The organism is Amycolatopsis sp. cmx-4-61 (assembly GCF_046548775.1).
Lineage (GTDB): Bacteria > Actinomycetota > Actinomycetes > Mycobacteriales > Pseudonocardiaceae > Amycolatopsis.
On the sequence record NZ_JAEBEI010000012.1, the window covers coordinates 264,197 to 279,448 of the forward strand.

The following is a 15,252-nucleotide window of genomic DNA, read 5'->3' on the forward strand; positions in this document are numbered from 1 at the left end:
GCAGGTCACGCGTTCCCGGATTCCGACGTCTGCGGCCCGGCGGCCGTGATGTCGTCGAGCCGGTACTTCGTGGCCGCTTCGAGGACCTTCGCCTGATCGACCTCGCCGCGCTTGGCCAGGATCGACAGCGCTCCGGTGGTGATCGACTCGGCGTCGACCAGGAACTTCCGCCGCGCCGCCGGCCGGGTGTCGGAGAAGCCGAACCCGTCGGTGCCCAGCGTCAGCATGTCGGTCGGGACGTACGGGCGGATCAGGTCCGGCACCGCGCGCATCCAGTCCGACACCGCCACGACCGGCCCGTTCGCGCCCTTGAGCGCCTCGGTGACGTACGGCACGCGCGGTTCGCTGCCCGGGTAGAGCAGGTTGTCGTGGTCGATCTCGACGGCCTCGCGCCGCAGCTCGGTCCACGACGTCGCCGACCACACCGCGGCCCGCACGCCCCACTCCTCGGCCAGCATCTTCTGCGCCTTGAGCGCGTCCGGCATCGTGACGCCCGAGACCAGGATCTGCACCTCGGGACCGTCGCCCTCGGGGGCGTCGGCGTACTTGTACAGACCCTTGAGCAGGCCGTCGACGTCGAGGTTCTCCGGCTCGGCGGGCTGCTGGTACGGCTCGTTGTAGATCGTCATGTAGTAGAAGACGTTCTCGCCGTTGCCGTCCGGGCCCGTTTCGCCGTACATCCGGCGGAGGCCGTCCTTCACGATGTGCGCGATCTCGAACGACCACGCCGGGTCGTAGGCCACCGCGGCCGGGTTGGTCGCCGCCAGCAGCAGCGAGTGCCCGTCCGCGTGCTGCAGACCCTCACCCGTCAGGGTGGTCCGGCCGGCGGTGGCGCCGAGCACGAACCCGCGGGCCATCTGGTCGGCGGCGGCGTACAGGCCGTCACCGGTCCGCTGGAACCCGAACATCGAGTAGAAGATGTAGATCGGGATCATCGGCTCGCCGTGCGTCGCGTACGACGTGCCGACGGCGGTGAACGACGCGGTCGAGCCCGCCTCGTTGATGCCCTCGTGCAGCAGCTGGCCCTTCTCGGACTCCTTGTAGGCCAGCATCAGGCTCGCGTCGACCGACGTGTACGTCTGGCCGTGCGGGTTGTAGATCTTCGCCGTCGGGAACATCGAGTCGAGGCCGAAGGTGCGGGCTTCGTCCGGGATGATCGGGACGACGCGCTTGCCGATCTCGGAGTCCTTCGCCAGCTCGCGGACCAGCCGGACGAACGCCATCGTCGTGGCGACCTCCTGCTTGCCGGAGCCCTTCCGGATGCCCTCGTAGACCTTGTCGCCGGGCAGCACCAGCGCCTTGGCGGCCTTCGGGCGGCGTTCCGGCAGGAACCCGCCGAGCGCCTTGCGGCGGCCGATCATGTACTCGATCTCGGGCGAGTTCGCGCCCGGGTGGTAGTACGGCGGCAGCTTCGGGTTGCGCTCCAGCTCCTCGTCGCTGATCGGGATGCGCTGCGAGTCGCGGAACAGCTTCAGGTCGTCGAGGGTGAGCTTCTTCATCTGGTGCGTGGCGTTGCGGCCCTCGAACGCCGGGCCCAGGCCGTAGCCCTTGATCGTGTGGGCCAGGATCACCGTCGGCTGGCCGTTGTGCTCCAGCGCCGACTTGTACGCCGCGTACACCTTGCGGTAGTCGTGGCCGCCGCGCTTGAGGTTCCAGATGTCGGCGTCGGACAGGTCCTTGACCAGGTCCTTCGTCCGCGGGTCGCGGCCGAAGAAGTGCTCGCGGACGAAGGCGCCGTCGTTGGCCTTGTACGTCTGGTAGTCACCGTCGGGGGTGACGTTCATCAGGTTGACCAGTGCGCCGTCGCGGTCGGCGTGCAGCAGCGAGTCCCACTCGCGGCCCCAGATCACCTTGATGACGTTCCAGCCGGCGCCGCGGAAGTACGACTCCAGCTCCTGGATGATCTTGCCGTTGCCGCGCACCGGGCCGTCGAGCCGCTGCAGGTTGCAGTTGATCACGAAGGTCAGGTTGTCGAGGCCCTCGCCGGCCGCGACGTGGATCAGGCCGCGGGACTCGGCCTCGTCCATTTCGCCGTCGCCGAGGAACGCCCAGACGTGCTGGTCGTCGGTGTTCTTGATGCCGCGGTCGCGCAGGTACCGGTTGAACCGGGCCTGGTAGATCGCGTTCATCGGGCCGAGGCCCATCGACACCGTCGGGTTCTCCCAGAAGTCCGGCATCAGCCGCGGGTGCGGGTACGACGGCAGGCCGCCGCCCTCGCCGGCGTGCGAGTACTCCTGGCGGAAGCCGTCGAGCTGCGACTCGGTCAGCCGGCCCTCGAGGAACGCACGGGCGTAGATGCCGGGGGAGGCGTGACCCTGGATGTAGATCTGGTCGCCGCCGCCGGAGTGGTCCTTGCCGCGGAAGAAGTGGTTGAAGCCCACCTCGTACAACGCGGCCGAGGAGGCGTAGGTCGAGATGTGGCCGCCGACGCCGACGCCGGGGCGCTGCGCGCGGTGCACCATGATCGCCGCGTTCCAGCGGATCCACGCGCGGTAGCGGCGCTCGATCTCCTCGTCACCGGGGAACCACGGCTCGTTCTCGGTGGGGATGGTGTTGACGTAGTCCGTCGAGGTCAGGGCGGGGACGCCGACGTTCCGCTCCCGGGCGCGCTCGAGGATGCGCAGCATCAGGTACCGGGCCCGCTGCTGCCCGCCCCTCGCGAGGGCCTCGTCGAAGGAGTCCAGCCACTCGGCGGTCTCCTCCGGGTCGATGTCGGGCAGGTGCGCCGCCAGTCCGTCACGGATGACGCGTACGCGTGCCGGGGTCTCCTTGCCGGAGGCGCCGTCGTTCTGCGGGGCCAAGGGGTCTCCTTGCGAAAAGTTGTAGCCGGTGCTCGTACGCGGGGGTGTACGACTCTCCATCGTCGTCTTCCGTCCCGGCTTCCGCACCGCTACTTGGCGGTAACATGGACCGGCCCGGTCGAGCCACTCCCTGCGCGCGGTGTATCGCGCGCGCGTTTTCTTCTCCTCCACCCTAGGGGACGACCCCCGACGGGGTGGCAGACCGGGGGCGCCAGGCACCCGGAACACCGTCGCGGGGGCCTGCGCCGGGCCGTATCCTGCGACACGAGTTGTCAAAGATCCGGTGTGGACGGTTGCGCGCGGAGCCTCACCAGTGTTCGCTATCGGCAACCGGGTCGCCGAGTGTGGCGCCGCCGTACCCTCGACAGAGGGTGCGCCGATGCCGCACTCCGTCGTAGTTGGAGGAGTGAAAGCAGTGGTCGCCGCGGGAGACGCTGATCAGAGCAGCGTCGCCGAGAGGCTCGGCATCAAGCCCGAGATGGTGGTCCAGGAGATCGGCTGGGACGAGGACGTCGACGACGACGTCCGCGCGGCGATCGAGGAGCAGATCGGCGGGGACATCCTCGACGAGGACGCCGACGAGGTCATCGACGTGGTGCTGCTCTGGTGGCGCGAGGACGACGGCGACCTGGGCGACGCGCTCATCGACGCCCGGGGCCCTCTGGAGGAGACCGGCGTGATCTGGGTGCTCACCCCCAAGACGGGACAGCCAGGGCACGTCGAGCCGAGCGAAATCGCCGAAGCGGTGCCCGCCGTCGGCCTGGCCCAGACCGCCAACATCAGTGTCGGCCCGAACTGGATCGGCACCCGCCTGGTGTCGCCGAAGTCGAAGTCGAAGCAGCGCTGAGCCGTCCCGCCGGACGGACACGATAGGGTTGTCCTCGCAGGCACGTGTCCGTTCGGGAGAGGAAACGCCGGTATGACCGTCGAGGTCGGTTCTGAGGCCCCTGACTTCACGCTCAACGACTACAACAAGCAGCCCGTCCAGCTGTCGTCGTTCCGCGGTGACAAGCCGGTGCTGCTGGTGTTCTACCCGTTCGCCTTCAGCGGCATCTGCACGGGCGAGCTCTGCCAGCTCCGCGACGAGTTCGCCGACTACGACAACAAGGGCGTCCAGGTCCTGGGCGTCTCGGTCGACACGCCGTTCTCGCTCAAGGCGTGGGCCGAGAAGGAGGGCTACCAGTTCCCGCTGCTGTCCGACTTCTGGCCCCACGGCGAGGTGGCGCAGGCGTACGGGGTGTTCAACTCCGACGCCGGCCTGGCGGTCCGGGGCACGTTCCTGATCGACACCTCCGGTGTGGTCCGGTTCGCCGAGGTCAACGCCCCGGGCGAGGCCCGCGACCAGCAGGGCTGGAAGAAGGCCGTGGCCGAACTGACGGCTTGAGTTTCCGGGCGGCGGTCCCGCGGGACCGCCGCCACCGGGGCGCATAGCTCAGCGGAAGAGCACTCGGCTTACACCCGAGCGGTCGCAGGTTCGAACCCTGCTGCGCCCACCAGCGAAAACGGGGGCCCCGAGATCATCGAGGGCCCGCTGGCCCGTCCGCCTCACCCGGTGGCTCAGCGACGCAGCGCGCCGGTCTTGGCTCCCAGCTCGGCCGCGATGCGCGTCGCGGCCCGCCAGGCCAGGGCCACCGTGGTGAGCGTGGGGTTCGACGCGGTCGAGGTCGGGATGACGCCGTTGCCGCCGACGTACAGGTTCCGCACGCCCCAGACCCGCAGGTCGGGGTCGCACACCGAGTGCCCGTCGTCGGTCGCTCCCATGCGGACCGCACCCTGGTAGTGCAGTGACGCGCCGCCGGCCGCCAGGGCGGGCTCTTCGGCGAGGGTGCCGACCAGCTCCGCGCTGCGGTGGGAGAGGCGGCGCATGGCCTCGATCGTTTCGCGGTCGCGGGCGGTGTGCGAGTAGCGGATCGACATGCGCGGCATGCCGTAGTGATCGGTCTCGGTTTCGCTGAACTCGACGGCGTCGCCGCGCTGCAGGTCCTTGGCGCCGTACCAGCTGACGACGCCGAGGCGGTCGTCGATGCGCCCGCCGAGGCCGAACCCGTACGGCGAGTTCGCGATCGACATCACGCCACCCTGGATGGGCCGGTGGTCCGAGAAGGGGATCAGGACGTAGCCGACGCCCTCGATGCCGGACGCCTCGCCGGCCACGAAAGCGTCGTCGAGGCGGACGAAGGACACCATCTGCAGGTGGTCGTTGAGGTAGCGGCCCAGCGCCGGCGGGCGCACGCCCGAGGCGAACAGGACCTGCGGGGTGCGCAGACCGTCGGCGCAGACGACGACGTGCCGGGCCCGGACCACCGACACCTCGCCCGTCCGCCGGTCCTCGAGCTCGGCCCCGGTGGCGACACCGTCCTCGACGACGACCCGGCGCGCCAGCGTCTCCGCGCGCAGCTCGAAGCCGGGTGCGGTCTCCTCGATGTCGCCGAGGATCACGCCGGTGCCCGAGAAGCGCAGCTCGGCGCCGTCCCACCGGGCGGCGATCGGCATGAAGCCCACCGGCGGCAGGCCCGGCCCCTCGAACGCCTCGGCCATCGTCTTGCGCAGGGCACCGGCAACGCCCTGGTCGCCTCCGAAAACCGTCACGCCGAGCAGGGCTTCCGCGTGGTCGAGCGCGGCGTCGAGTTCTCCGGCCGCGATGAAGGGGACGCGCTCGGACTGCTGCGGGCGCGGGCACCCCCCGGCCCAGTGGACCCCCATCCCGCCGACACCGCTCGCCATGCTGGCCGCCGGCAACCCCACCTCGCCGTCGGCGAGCACGGGCCGGGGGTCTGCGAAGAACAGGCCGGGCAGCACGACCTGCCGGAACTCCATCGACGGGTCGGCGCCCTCGGCGATGTCGGCCAGCGCCGTCGCCCGCTCGATCCCGGCGTCCGGTCCCTGGGTGAGCAGCTCCGCGGCCCGCCGGTCGGCGCGCGGCAGGTTGTGGGTGTGCTCGCCACGCCGTCCCGGCAGCCGCGGACCGACCTCGGCCATCAGGATCCGGGCACCCGGCACCGCGTCGCCGATCGTCCGTGCGTAGGTCGCGCCCGCCGGGCCACTGCCCACGATGAGGACGTCGACGTCAGGAGTTGCAGTCATCTCGGAAGCCCTCCGCTCACTGTGCCTGCGCCGCGTGGACGACCCGGCGGGTTTTGCCCCGGCAGTCTCCGCCTAAGCCCTCGAATTCGACCGCAGGTTACCGTCGCAGCAGTGGCCGGCGACCCGGTTCGCCCGGGGCGGCTCGCGCTTCACTCGGCCATGACCGGTTCCGGCGCGGCCGCCTCGGTCCGCCGCATCGACGTCACCAGCAGCGCCAGGCCCGCGAACAGCACCGCCGCGATCACGCCCGTCACGTTCAGCGCGTCCGTGAACGCCTCCTTCGCGTGCTCCGCCAGCGCCGGCCGGGTGACGTCGACCGCGAGGGTCGTCCCGGCCGGGAACACCCCGTGGTACACCGCCGCTGCCGTCAGGCCGATCAGGGCCATGCCCAAGGAGCCGCCGAGGTAGTTGCCCGTGTCCGCCATCGAGGCCGCCGAGCCCGCGCGCTCCGGCGGGACCGAACCCACCACCAGGCCGATGCCCAGCGCGAACAGTGGACCCGTGCCCAGCGTCAGCACGGTGATGCCCACCACGACGGGCACCAGGCCGTCGGTGAACGCCAGCAGGAGGCTGCCCGCCGCCGACACCGCCAGGCCGCCCGCGATCGCCGTGGCCGGGGCCAGGCGGCGGGTCAGTGCCGGCGCCGTCATCGTGCCCGCCGCCACGCCGAGGCCCATCGGGGCGAACAACAGGGCCGAGACGAGCGGGGAGTACCCCAGGACGCTCTGGAGGTACTGCGTCACCAGCAGGCCCACGCCCGCCATCGCGACCCCGGCGAACACCAGCGCCACCAGCACCGCGGTGAACGGGCGGTTCCGGAACAGCCGCAGGTCCAGCAGCGGCGACGCCGTCGTCAGCTGGCGGCGGGCGAACACCGCGCCCAGCAGCGTCCCGGCGGCGATCGCCGCCACCGGCAGGAGCAGCGAGCCGGTGGCCAGCTGCTTGAGGCCGAACACGATCAGCAGCACCGCGGCCAGCGAGAGCGCCACCCCGGGCAGGTCGAGCCGTCCGGCCGCCGGGGCGCGGAACTCGGGCAGCAGGAACGGGCCCGCGACCAGCAGCACGGCCACGGCCGGCACCGCGACCAGGAACACCGAGCCCCACGAGAAGTGCTGGAGCAGGAAGCCGGCGAACACCGGACCGGCCGCGCCGCCCGCGAACTGGCAGGTGGCCCAGATCGAGATGGCCTTCCCGCGCTGCTGCGCGTCGCGGAACATGTTCGTGATCAGGGCGAGCGTCGACGGCATCAGCGTCGCCCCGGCGACACCCAGCGCCGCGCGGACGACGATGAGCATCACCGGCCCGGTCGAGAACGCCGCGACGACCGACAGCAGCCCGAAGGCCCCGCCGCCGGCAAGCAGCAGCCGCCGTCGCCCGATCCGGTCGCCGAGCGTGCCCATGGTGATGACGAACCCGGCGACGACGAAGCCGTAGCTGTCGGTGATCCACAGCTGTTCGGTGCTGCTCGCGCCGAGATCCGCGCTCAGCTGCGGCAGCGCGAGGAACAGCGAGGTCATGTCCATCGCGACGAGCAGGGTGGGCAGCACGAGCACCGCCAGTCCCAGCCACTCCCGCCGTCCGGCCGGCTTCTCCATGTCCGCTCCTTCTCCGTGGTCGGTTTGCCGGGGGTCGGAGCCGCGCCGGGGGACCGGACACGGGTGGCGAAGATTTCTCCGGGAATTTTTCGGCCGGGGCGACGCCCGGCGTCGGGCCGCCGTCCGGGGAGAGGGACAACGCCGCCCCGCTACCGTCGAGGACGTGAAGATCCTCCTGCTGGGCGCCACCGGGCTCGTCGGACGAGCCGTCGCCGCCGCCCTCGAACCGCGTCACGACGTCGTGCCCGTCTCGCGGACGTCCCCGCTCGCCGCGGATCTGGACGAGCCCGCGTCGCTGGACGCGCTGTTCGGGACCACCGCGGACGCCGTCGTGTGCTGCGCCGCGAACGTGCCGCTGCGCCCGCTCGCCGAACTGACCGACGGGCAGGTGCTCGACGACTTGCGCGCCAAGCTGCTCGGGCAGGTCGCGCTGGCCCGGCGCGCGGTGCGGCATTTGCCCGCCGCGGGCTCGATCACGCTCACCGGCGGGACGTTCACCGAGCCGATCCCGGGCAGCGGGCTCGGCGCGCTCGTCAATGCCGGTCTCGAGGGGTTCGTGCGGTCGGCCGCCGCCGAAGCGCCGCACGGGCCGCGGATCAACGTCGTCAGCCCCGGCTGGATCGCCGAAACCCTCGAAGCGATGGGGGAGGACGGCTCGCGCGGGACACCGGTGGCCGTCGTCGCCGAGGCCTACCGCGCCCTCGTCGAGGGCGACGCGAACGGCACGACCGTCGTGCCCCGGTGATCGGTAACTTTGTCGCGATCGGCGCACGGATCCGCGATTTTTAGCGCGATGGCACAAAAAATCCCGTTCCCGTAACGGGTGATCGCCGGTGACCGACAGGCAGTTCGGCAAGTGACCAACTCACCCGAGGGGGAACCTGTGAAGGGTTCAGGGTTTTTGAAGCGAGCCGCCGCCGTTGTCGCGGTGCCCGTGCTCGCCTTGCTCGTGGGGACTGTGCCGGCGCAGGCGCAGGCGGTCGCCTCCGGCTCGCTGTCGTTCAGCGGTGACCCGGGCGACTGGATCAGCGGGGGAGGCTCCTACGCCTACTCCACCGACACCAAGGACCGGCTCACGGTCAACGCGACCGAGGACCACAACCACGTCGCCGTGAGCGTCAGCGGCTTCAACAGCGACTGGTGGTCGCTCGACCTGGCCGCACCCAGCGGCACGGGCCTGACCGCCGGCACCTACGAAGGGGCCACCCGGTACCCGTTCCAGGGCGCCAACGCGCCGGGGCTGGACCTGGGCGGCAACGGCCGGGGCTGCAACACCTCGACCGGGACGTTCACCGTCCAGAACGTCGTCTTCGGGCCGCACGGCTACGTCCAGACGCTCGACGCCACCTTCGAGCAGCACTGCGAAGGCGGCACGTCGGCCGCGCGCGGCGAGGTCCACATCGCCAACCCGCCGGCCCCGCCGGAGCTCGCGATCGGGCTCAAGGTGGCCACGGACGGCACCGCGAGCACGCTCAACGGCAACGCCTACCTGCACGGCACCGTGCAGTGCACCGCCCCGGCCACGGTCACCTTGAGCGGGGCGGCGACGCAGGTCAAGCACAACGTCATCGTCCGCGGCACCTACTCGACGCAGGTCGCGTGCACGCCGGGCGCGCCGGTGGCGTGGAAGGCGACCGTGGTGCCCGCGGGCACCACGCCGTTCCAGAAGGGCAAGGCCGAGGTCGTCACCCAGGCGACCGCGCTCGACCCGAACTACAACACCAACGTCTCGGTCGACGACACGACGGTCATCACCCTGGTGAAGGGCTGAGTTCCCGCCGTGGGGCCGCCGCGAAGGCGGCCCCACGGCTTCACGCCGCGTGCCAGGCGTGCTCGGCGAAGACGTCGTCGAGCGGAGCCCGGGTGAGCCGGTTCGCGTACGTCGACAGTGTGTAGGTCCCGATCCCCAGCACCACTTCCAAGGCGTTGCGCGGCGTGTAGCCGGCGCCGGTGAACGCCTCCAGCGCTTCGGCGGACGCCTCGCCCCGCGTGTCCATGACCGCGTGGACGAAGCCGCGCAGCGCCTCCAGCCGCGGCTCCGGCAGCGGCGACTCCGCTCGCAGCGCCGCCACCAGTTCCGGCGCGGCGGACAGGCGCCCCAGCGCGGCCGTGTGCATCGCGACGCAGAGGTGGCACTCGTTGCGGGCCGCCACCGTCATGACCAGCACCTCGCGTTCCAGTGCCGTCAGGGTCGTGGACTCGAAGATCGCGTTCAGCTTCAGGAACCCGTTCAGCAGTTCGGGTGAGGTCGCCAGCCGGGCGACGGCGGACGGCACGCGGCCGAACTTCTTGGCGGTGGCCGCCATCGCGGGGCGGGCGGCGGAGGGTGCAGACTCCGGGGTGTGATCGGCGAACAAGGCGTCTCCCAAGGTGGGCGCGGTAGGATCGACAACGTGGTTGTCGAAACCGTAAACCTGGTTGTCGAATTTGGCAAGGGCGCATGACCGACGCCCCGGGTTACGAGCTGCCCTTCCTGCTCTTCGGCGGCTTCCGCACGCTCATCGACCGCCTGCACGCCGAACTCGCCCACCGCGGTCACCCCGGCATCCGGCCGTCGTACGGCTTCGCGATGCAGGCCGTCGGCGTCCGGGGGGCGACGGCGTCGGAAATCGGCCGCCGCCTGGGGGTGTCCAAGCAGGCGGCGGGCAAGACGGTCGAGCGCCTCGAAGCGCTGGGGTACGCCGAGCGCGCCGACGACCCGGCCGATGCCCGCCGCAAGATCGTCCGGCTGACCGCGCACGGCGTCGACGCACTCCGGAAGTCGGCGGAGATCTTCGACGAGCTGCGCGCGGACTGGGCGCGCACGGTCGGCGCCGAGCGGATCACCGCGCTCGAGAACGACCTGCGCGCGATCGTCGGTCCGGCGGCTTACCGCCTCGACGCCGCCGGCTGGCTGTCGAGCTAGTGCCGCGCGTCCGAGGTTCGTCGACCGCGGCGGCCCGAAGCGCCCAAGGCCGCCTTGGTTGCGTCTCACGCACCGAAGGCCACATTGGGGCGCTCGGGACCCGCGCCTTACTCGGTGAGCGTCGAACCTGCGACGCTAGAAACCGCAGCCGGGGTCCGGGGCGTCCTCCGACAGCGGGCTGCCCGCCGGGAGCACGTACAGGACGTCCAGCACCAGCGGCGTCGACCCGAGGTTGCGGCCGATGTGCACCTGGTCCGGCTTCTCCGTGAACGCGCGCCCGGTCGCGAAGACGCCGTCGACGCTGCAGTCGGCCAGGTTGTGCGTGAGCGTGCCGGCCTTCACGTACGCGTAGAGCGTGCCGTCGTGGAAGTGCCAGCCCGTGTAGCCGCCGGGCTGGATGGTGATCTCCCGCAGCGTGTAGTCCGTGTGCCCGATGGTGTGCTGGGCCAGGATCGTGCCGGCGACGCCGCTGCCGGGCGTTGCGGACGCGGTCGAGGGGAGCACGAGGGCCGCGGCGAGGGCGGCCGTGACGACGGTGAGCGGCTTGCGCATCGGCCCAAGCTACCGCGTCCGGTCGTGCCCGTGGAGGCCGTGATCCGGGCGGGTAGCGTGCGCCCCATGGACGCGGACGTATTCGGGCAGGTCCTCGGCGCGGTGCGGGAGTTCGTGCGCAAGGAGGTCGTGCCGCGCGAGGCGGAGATCGACGCACGCGACGAGATCCCCGGCGAGATCCGGGAGAAGGCCGCCGAGCTCGGCCTGTTCGGCTGGGCGCTGCCGGAGGAGTACGGCGGGCTCGGCCTCGGCATGGCCGAAGACGTCCGGCTGGCGATCGAGCTCGGCTGGACGACGCCCGCCTTCCGGTCCCTGTTCGGCACCAACAACGGCATCGCCGGCCAGGCGATCGTGCACCACGGGACGCCGGACCAGCGCACCCGCTGGCTGCCGCGGCTGGCCGCGGGCCAGGCGATCGCGTCGTTCGCGCTCACCGAAGCCGAAGCGGGCTCGGACCCGGGCGGGCTGACCAGCCGCGCGGTCCGCGACGGCGACCGGTACCGGCTGTCGGGCACCAAGCGGTTCATCACGAACGCGCCGCTCGCCGAAGTGTTCGTCGCCTTCGCGCGCACCGATCCGGACAGCACCGGCAGCCGCGGCATTTCCGCGTTCCTGGTGCGGGCGGGCGCGCCCGGCGTCACCGTCGGCCCGCACGACCCGAAGATGGGCCAGGCCGGGGCGTGGACGTCGGAGGTGGTCTTCGACGACGTCGAGCTCTCCGCCGACGCCCTGGTCGGCGCGGAGGGCCAGGGGTTCGGCATCGCGATGGCGTCGCTGGCCCGCGGCCGGCTGCACATCGCGGCGCTGTGCGTCGGGCTGGCCGAGCGGGCGCTCGCCGAAGCCGTCGAGTACGCGCGGACCGCACGACAGGGCGGCCGGGTGATCGGCGAGTACCAGCTCGTGCAGGCGCTGCTCGCGGAGTCCCACGCCGAACTCGCGGCCGGCCGCGCCATGGTCCACGAGGCCGCGGCGAAGTACGACTCGGGTGCGGACCGCAAGCTCGGGCCGTCGTCGGCGAAGCTGTTCTGCACCGAGATGCTCGGCCGGGTCGCCGACCGCGCGGTGCAGGTGCACGGCGGCACCGGGTACGTCCGCGGCGTCACGGTCGAGCGGATCTACCGCGACGCGCGGCTGTTCCGGATCTACGAGGGCACCAGCGAAATCCAGAAGCTCGTGATCGCGCGGCAGCTGCTGAAGGGCTGAACTTGCGCTGGAGCGCACTCCAGCACCTAACGTCGGGAGCATGACCACCGCACAGCACAAGATCGGCTCCGGCTTCGGCGCCGAGACCACCGCGGCCGAAGTCGTGGCGGGGCTCGACCTGACCGGCAAGCTCGCCGTCGTCACCGGCGGCTACTCCGGCATCGGCCTGGAGACCACGCGGGCGCTGGCGGGCGCCGGCGCGCACGTCGTCGTCCCGGCCCGCCGCCGCGCCACGGCCCAGGAAGCCTTGCGGGGCTTCGAAAACGTCGAGGTCGACGAGCTGGACCTCAGCGAGCTGGCCAGTGTCCGCGCGTTCGCCGAGCGGTTCCTCGCGTCGGGTCGCGGGATCGACGTCTTCGTCGGCAGCGCCGGGATCATGGCGTCGCCCGAGACGCGCGTCGGGCCGGGCTGGGAGGCGCAGTTCGCGACCAACCACCTGGGCCACTTCGCGCTGGTGAACCGGCTCTGGCCCGCGTTCGGCGCCGGTGCCCGCGTGGTTTCGGTGTCCTCGCGCGGCCACCACTACGGCCCGGTGCGCTTCGACGACCTCAACTTCGAGCGGGGCTACGACAAGTGGCTCGCCTACGGCCAGGCGAAGACGGCGAACGTGCTGTTCGCGGTGGAGCTCGACCGGCTCGCCCGCGAGCAGGGCGTCCGCGCGTTCGCCCTGCACCCGGGCCGCATCCTCACCGACCTCGTCCGTTACCTCGACCGCCAGGAGCTGGTCGACGCGGGCATGGTCGACGAGTCGGGGCGGGTGACCGGCGGGGCGAAGACGCCGGAACAGGGCGCGGCGACCCAGGTCTGGGCGGCGACCTCGCCGCAGCTCGACGGCCTCGGCGGCGTCTACCTGGAGGACTGCGACATCGCCGAGCCCGCCCCCGCCGACGGCACCCGCACCGGCGTGAAGGACTACGCGGTCGACCCCGTGCTCGCCGAACGTCTCTGGACGGTGTCCGCCGAGCTGACCGGCGTGAACGCCTTCGCCCAGGTGGCGTGAGCCCTACCCGCGGTGTCGGGTCACCGCCACCGCGAACCGGGGTGCCCGCCGGATGGATCACGGCGGAGCCGACGGCGATGCTGGCCTTCAGCAGTCCTCGAGCGAAGGAAAAGCATGCCGAAACGGAAATCCGTGCGTCGCAACCTGATTCGTCTCGCCGGTGTCGCACTGGCCGGAGCGGTCTGCGCGCTCGCGGTACCCGGCAGCGCGGGTGCCGTGGTGAACGGGGAGGACTCCACCGAGCGCTACGGGTTCATGGCCTCGATCCCGGAGGTCGTGCCCGAACTGGGCAACGCGAAGGGGGTCTGCGGAGCGGTGCTCGTCCACCCGCAGTGGGTGGTGACCGCGGCGCACTGCGTCGACCCCGGGCGCAACCCGGCCGTGCCGGAGGGCACCGTCCGCATCGGTAGCGAGCGGCGCACCTCCGGCGGCACCGTGCGCGCGATCGACCGGATGGTGCGGCACCCGGGTTACCGGCCGGGCGCGCCGAACGAGAACGACATCGCGCTGGTGCGCCTGGACCGTCCGGTCGCGGAGCGGCCGATCCGCGTGGCCGGCCGTCCCGGCCGCCCCGGCACGCCGACCCGGCTGCTGGGCTTCGGCACCACGGTCGACACCGCCGACATCGCCGAAGCGGTGTTCCCCGAACGGCTTCAGCAGCTCGACACGCGCCGCGGGGCGGAGTCGGAGTGCTCGCCCGGCTACGCGGATCCGACCCGGCTGTGCACGGTGAGCCGCAAGCGCGGCGCGATGGCGTGCATGGGCGACTCCGGCGGCCCGCAGGTCCAGCGCGGACCGGGCGGCCGCTGGGAGCTGATCGGCGTCACCTCCGGTCCCGGTGACGACGACGTGCCCTGCGCCAACGGGCCGGGCCTGTACACGAGCGTGCCCGCCTACGCGGGCTGGATCCACCGCACCGTCCACGGGCGCGGCTAGAGCTTCTCGATCCGCCGCACCAGCAGGTCGATCTCCTCTTCGGTGTTGTAGTAGTGCACCGACGCGCGGACCAGGTCGGGCAGGGCGCGGGCGGTGAAGTCGTACTGCGCCGACGTCCGCGTCGACAGCGAAGTGTTGATCTTCGCCTCCGCCAGCCGGGCCTTGATCTCCGCGGCCGGCGTGCCGTCCACGCTGAACGTGACCAGGCCGCACTTGCGCGCTCCGGCGTCGTGGACGCGCGCGCCCGCCTCGGTGAGCCGCTCGCGCAGGGTGGTGGCCAGTGCGGCGACGCGTGCCTCGATCGCCGGCAGGCCCCAGCCGAGGGCGTAGTCGACGGCCGCGCCGAGGCCGCACACCGCGGCGAAGTCCCGCTCCCACACCTCGAAGCGCTTGGCCGTCGGGTCGACGACGTACTCCGTCGGCGACTCCCAGCTCGCCGAGTGCAGGTCGAGCATCGCCGGCTCGAGCCGCTCGCGCAGCCGCGGGTGCACGTACAGGAACCCCGTGCCGCGCGGGCCGCGCAGGTACTTGCGGCCGGTGCCCGACAGCGCGTCGCACTTCAGGCGCGTGACGTCGAGGTCGAGCTGGCCCGCCGACTGGCACGCGTCCAGCAGGAACGGGATGCCGGCCGCCTCGGCGACCGCGCCGATCTCCTCCGCCGGGTTCACCAGGCCGCCCTGGGTGGGGACGTGGCTGACGGCGATCAGCTTGACGTCGCCGTCGACGCGCCGCCGCAGCTCTTCGACGTCCAGCTGCCCGGACTCGTCGTCGCCGATCACCTCGACGACCGCGCCGGTGCGCCGGGCGACCTGCAGGAACGCGATCGCGTTGCTGGCGTACTCCGCCCGCGAGGTCAGGATCCGGTCCCCACGGCCGAACGGCAGCGCGTAGAACACCGCCTGCCAGGAGCGGGTCGCGTTGTCGGTGAGCGCGATGTCGTCGCTTCCGGCGCCGAGCAGCCGGGCCACCGACGCGTACACCGCGTCCAGGCGATCCGCGGCTTCGGCGGCTGCCTCGTAGCCGCCGGTCAGCGCTTCGTGGCGCAGGTATTCGACGACGGTGTCGGTCACGACGGCCGGGGGCAGCGCCGCGCCGGCGTTGTTGAAGTGGACCACCTCGGCGCAGCCCGGGGTCTCGCGGCGCGCACGTTCGACGTCGAAGTTCATATCAACTGAA

14 protein-coding genes and 1 tRNA gene are annotated in these 15,252 nt (G+C 71.9%); 9 read left to right on the forward strand and 6 right to left on the reverse strand.

Going from position 1 to position 15,252, the window contains the following annotated elements; all coding sequences use genetic code 11:
* Positions 1-5 precede the first annotated feature (5 nt).
* On the reverse strand, positions 6-2,801 hold the full coding sequence (aceE, locus tag ACLJOU_RS30130; protein ID WP_410571984.1) for a pyruvate dehydrogenase (acetyl-transferring), homodimeric type: 2,796 nt from the start codon (positions 2,799-2,801) through the stop codon (positions 6-8).
* Positions 2,802-3,216: 415 nt separating this feature from the next.
* Here aceE and ACLJOU_RS30135 point away from each other — a divergent pair, with 415 nt between their 5' ends.
* From ACLJOU_RS30135 to ACLJOU_RS30145, 3 genes are all read left to right on the forward strand, one after another.
* Complete coding sequence (locus ACLJOU_RS30135; RefSeq protein WP_003084504.1) at positions 3,217-3,648, forward strand: DUF3052 domain-containing protein; 432 nt, start codon at positions 3,217-3,219, stop codon at positions 3,646-3,648.
* A gap of 72 nt (positions 3,649-3,720) precedes the next feature.
* On the forward strand, positions 3,721-4,185 hold the full coding sequence (locus ACLJOU_RS30140; RefSeq protein WP_410571986.1) for a peroxiredoxin: 465 nt from the start codon (positions 3,721-3,723) through the stop codon (positions 4,183-4,185).
* A 37-nt stretch (positions 4,186-4,222) separates the two neighbouring features.
* Positions 4,223-4,297 (forward strand) — tRNA-Val (locus tag ACLJOU_RS30145).
* Positions 4,298-4,358: 61 nt separating this feature from the next.
* Here ACLJOU_RS30145 and ACLJOU_RS30150 read toward each other — a convergent pair.
* Entirely contained in the window at positions 4,359-5,885 is a 1,527-nt protein-coding gene (locus tag ACLJOU_RS30150) for a GMC oxidoreductase (RefSeq protein WP_410571988.1), read from the reverse strand.
* Positions 5,886-6,034: 149 nt separating this feature from the next.
* Positions 6,035-7,480, reverse strand: a complete 1,446-nt coding sequence (locus tag ACLJOU_RS30155) for an MFS transporter (protein WP_410571989.1) — start codon at positions 7,478-7,480, stop codon at positions 6,035-6,037.
* Between the two features lie 163 nt (positions 7,481-7,643).
* Here ACLJOU_RS30155 and ACLJOU_RS30160 point away from each other — a divergent pair, with 163 nt between their 5' ends.
* Together ACLJOU_RS30160 and ACLJOU_RS30165 are read left to right on the forward strand one after the other, a co-directional pair.
* Complete coding sequence (locus tag ACLJOU_RS30160; RefSeq protein ID WP_410571991.1) at positions 7,644-8,225, forward strand: short chain dehydrogenase; 582 nt, start codon at positions 7,644-7,646, stop codon at positions 8,223-8,225.
* A gap of 156 nt (positions 8,226-8,381) precedes the next feature.
* Complete coding sequence (locus ACLJOU_RS30165; RefSeq protein ID WP_410571993.1) at positions 8,382-9,251, forward strand: hypothetical protein; 870 nt, start codon at positions 8,382-8,384, stop codon at positions 9,249-9,251.
* 40 nt (positions 9,252-9,291) lie between these two features.
* Here ACLJOU_RS30165 and ACLJOU_RS30170 read toward each other — a convergent pair whose 3' ends face one another.
* The gene (locus ACLJOU_RS30170; RefSeq protein ID WP_410572042.1) at positions 9,292-9,786 is read right to left on the reverse strand and encodes a carboxymuconolactone decarboxylase family protein; all 495 of its coding nucleotides are present in this window, start codon (positions 9,784-9,786) and stop codon (positions 9,292-9,294) included.
* A gap of 134 nt (positions 9,787-9,920) precedes the next feature.
* Between ACLJOU_RS30170 and ACLJOU_RS30175 the strand changes: the two genes are divergently transcribed.
* Positions 9,921-10,385 carry a MarR family winged helix-turn-helix transcriptional regulator gene (locus ACLJOU_RS30175; protein WP_410571995.1) on the forward strand — a complete coding sequence of 155 codons (465 nt, stop codon included), beginning with the start codon at positions 9,921-9,923 and terminating at the stop codon, positions 10,383-10,385.
* A 135-nt stretch (positions 10,386-10,520) separates the two neighbouring features.
* Here ACLJOU_RS30175 and ACLJOU_RS30180 read toward each other — a convergent pair whose 3' ends face one another.
* A complete protein-coding gene (locus ACLJOU_RS30180) occupies positions 10,521-10,937 on the reverse strand; it encodes a cupin domain-containing protein (RefSeq protein WP_410571997.1) in 417 nt (138 codons plus the stop codon).
* A 66-nt stretch (positions 10,938-11,003) separates the two neighbouring features.
* Between ACLJOU_RS30180 and ACLJOU_RS30185 the strand changes: the two genes are divergently transcribed.
* The 3 genes from ACLJOU_RS30185 to ACLJOU_RS30195 all read left to right on the forward strand — a co-directional run bounded on the left by ACLJOU_RS30185 (position 11,004) and on the right by ACLJOU_RS30195 (position 14,076).
* Complete coding sequence (locus ACLJOU_RS30185; protein ID WP_410571999.1) at positions 11,004-12,140, forward strand: acyl-CoA dehydrogenase family protein; 1,137 nt, start codon at positions 11,004-11,006, stop codon at positions 12,138-12,140.
* A gap of 40 nt (positions 12,141-12,180) precedes the next feature.
* Positions 12,181-13,140, forward strand: a complete 960-nt coding sequence (locus ACLJOU_RS30190; RefSeq protein ID WP_410572001.1) for an SDR family NAD(P)-dependent oxidoreductase — start codon at positions 12,181-12,183, stop codon at positions 13,138-13,140.
* 114 nt (positions 13,141-13,254) lie between these two features.
* On the forward strand, positions 13,255-14,076 hold the full coding sequence (locus tag ACLJOU_RS30195; RefSeq protein WP_410572003.1) for a S1 family peptidase: 822 nt from the start codon (positions 13,255-13,257) through the stop codon (positions 14,074-14,076).
* Here the strand turns inward: ACLJOU_RS30195 and ACLJOU_RS30200 are convergent.
* On the reverse strand, positions 14,073-15,242 hold the full coding sequence (locus tag ACLJOU_RS30200) for an aminotransferase class V-fold PLP-dependent enzyme (RefSeq protein ID WP_410572005.1): 1,170 nt from the start codon (positions 15,240-15,242) through the stop codon (positions 14,073-14,075). The genes ACLJOU_RS30195 and ACLJOU_RS30200 overlap by 4 nt on opposite strands.
* Positions 15,243-15,252: the final 10 nt, after the last annotated feature.